The organism is Microbacterium sp. F2E, assembly GCF_020905435.1.
In the GTDB taxonomy this organism is placed as follows: Bacteria; Actinomycetota; Actinomycetes; order Actinomycetales; family Microbacteriaceae; genus Microbacterium; species Microbacterium lacticum.
The window spans coordinates 1-1,647 of record NZ_JAJJIB010000040.1 but is presented as its reverse complement, the minus strand read 5'-3'; the positions used below and the strand labels follow the sequence as shown (position 1 = coordinate 1,647).

General features: G+C 69.9%; 2 protein-coding genes. Both read right to left on the bottom strand.

Annotated elements, in window-relative coordinates; translation table 11 throughout:
• Positions 1-39: 39 nt before the first annotated feature.
• Positions 40-1,032 (bottom strand): tyrosine-type recombinase/integrase, encoded by a 993-nt coding sequence (locus tag LOK55_RS13875; RefSeq protein ID WP_141381569.1) that lies wholly within the window; start codon positions 1,030-1,032, stop codon positions 40-42.
• Positions 1,029-1,647 (bottom strand): tyrosine-type recombinase/integrase (locus LOK55_RS13870; protein ID WP_229935840.1); only part of this gene is annotated, 619 nt, incomplete at its 5' end. The genes LOK55_RS13870 and LOK55_RS13875, both read right to left, overlap by 4 nt.

Sequence of the window (1,647 nt, the reverse complement as noted above, 5' to 3'; positions counted from 1 at the left end):
TGGTCAGCGGCGGTGGGCGGGCTGCGGTTGTCGGCATAATCAGAGCCGGTCGAGGAACGCCAGGAGCGTGTCGCTGGGCTGGTAGCGCGGGCTGGGGCTGGTGCCGACCGGTGTGGTCTTCGCGATCGCTTGCTCCTTGATGGTCATGTCGGCGTGGATGTAGATGCTGGTCGTGGCGACGTTCTCGTGCCCGAGCCAGAGCGCGATCACGGTCGCGTCGACGCCCGCGTGCAGCAGCCGCATCGCTGCGGTGTGACGCAGCGTGTGGACGGTGACGTTCTTGCCCGTCAGTGACGGGCAGGACTTGGCCGCTCCGGCGGTGGTGTGGCGGAGCCTGGCTTCGACCGCGTCGCGGCTCAGGCGCCGGCCTGTGGTCGTCGCGAACAGCGGCTCCGTGCCGGGGGTGGCGCGTTCGGTGATCCAGGCGTTCATGATCGCGATGGTGTCGGGCAGCAGCGGGGTGGCGCGTTCCTTACGGCCCTTGCCGAGGCAGTGGACGTGCGCGCCGGTCCCGGTGCGGATGTCGGCGAGGTTCAGCCCGGTCAGCTCGCTGACACGCAGCCCGGTCTGGATCGCGAGGGCGAACATCGCGTGGTCGCGTCTTCCGGTGCGGGTGGTCTGGTCGCAGGCGTCCAGCAGCGCGGTGGTCTCGGCGTCGGTGAGCCAGGTGACGAGGTTGCGCTGGATTCTCGCGGCGGGGATCGCGAGGACCCGGGCGATGGTGTCGGCGTGCTCTGGATGCCGCAGTGCGGCGTAGGAGAACAGTGAGTGGATCGCTGCGAGCCTCGCGTTGCGGGTGCGGGGACTGTTGCCCCGCTCGTGTTCGAGATGACTGAGGAACCCGCCGATTCGGGTCGCGTCGAGATCGCCGATGTCCAGGCCCGCAGGTGCCGTCCCGGTGTGCTCGTGAAGGTAGGCGAGCAGGAGCCTGAACGTGTCGCGGTAGGCGGCGATTGTGTTCGCGCTGGCGTGGCGTTGAGTGATGAGCCGGTCGGTGAAGAACGCCTGCAGCAGCGGAGCGAACGCGGTCATGTGCGCGCCTCCCGCGTCGTCTGCTGTGCGATGTTGAGCATGCGGGCGGCGTGGGCGAGCAGCTCCGGGACGGCGGTGAGATACCAGTAGGTGTTGGCCGGGTTGCTGTGGCCGAGGTAGGTCGACAGCCTCGGCAGCAGGCCCGCGACGTCCGCCCCCTCGCGATACCAGCCCAGCAGCGTCGTGACCGCGAACGTGTGCCGCAGATCGTGCATCCGCGGCCTGGCCCCGCCCGCGGTCAGGCCAGCGGCCTCGCGGGCCCGCTCGAACGCATACTGCGTGTTGCAGCGAGACAGCCGCCTGCCGCGGTGATCAATGAAGAACGCCGCGGACTGCGCCGTGCGATCGGCGCGCCGGGCGGCATACTCGGTGAGCGTCGCCGCTGTCGTGGCATGGACGGGGACGAGCCGGGGGTCGCGGGACTTGCCGCGGCTGACCGTGATGATCCCGGCGTCCAGGTCGACCTCGTCGGCGTCGAGCGCGAGGAGTTCCCCGACTCTCATGCCCGTCGCCGCGAGGAGCCCGAACACGACCGGGAAGATCCGCGAACGCTCGTATCGCCGCAGCCGGCCAGCCGCTTCCAGCAGACCGGTGATCTCGCCGGGCGTGTAGATG

Coding starts and splice junctions, on each gene's coding strand:
- LOK55_RS13875 (WP_141381569.1), bottom strand. CDS start 1,032: ATGACCGCGTTCGCTCCGCTGCTGCAGGCGTTCTTCACCGACCGGCTC.